We start from the raw sequence: 386 nt of genomic DNA, 5'->3' as shown, positions 1-386 counted from the left end.
CACGTCAAGTAGAGCGTCGAAGGCGGCGCGGCGTCCGGCGGCGGAATCGGCCCGCTTCCCTCTGACACGGCTCTGTGGCTTGCGGTGGGCTTCCTGATGGGGACCGGATGGCGGGTTCGCCCGGCTACTTCTGCTGTAGGCCGCGTGGACGCGGCCACGCTCGCGGTTCCAGATGTCGAGCAACTCGGTGTTGGAGAACCTCTTCGTCCAGCCGAGTCCGTGCAGTATCTCTTTGAAGAACGGGGCTGGGCCGCCGTCTCGCCCCTTGATGAGGGCTGACAGAACGGGCTTGCCCGGTGTCCGGGGCTGTTCGACCCGGAGGAGGAGCTTCCGCCACCGGTCCCCGGGGAGTATGTGGCCGTGGAGCGACGCCCCCTTGCACAGGG

General features: G+C 67.9%; 1 protein-coding gene. It reads right to left on the bottom strand.

Going from position 1 to position 386, the window contains the following annotated elements; translation table 11 throughout:
• Positions 1–386 (bottom strand): hypothetical protein (locus BTA51_RS30595; protein WP_210404970.1); only part of this gene is annotated, 386 nt, incomplete at both ends.

It is taken from the genome of Hahella sp. CCB-MM4, assembly GCF_002260525.1.
In the GTDB taxonomy this organism is placed as follows: domain Bacteria; phylum Pseudomonadota; class Gammaproteobacteria; order Pseudomonadales; family Oleiphilaceae; genus Hahella.
Note: the sequence above shows the minus strand (reverse complement) of the source record. Positions and strands in the feature narration are given on the sequence as shown.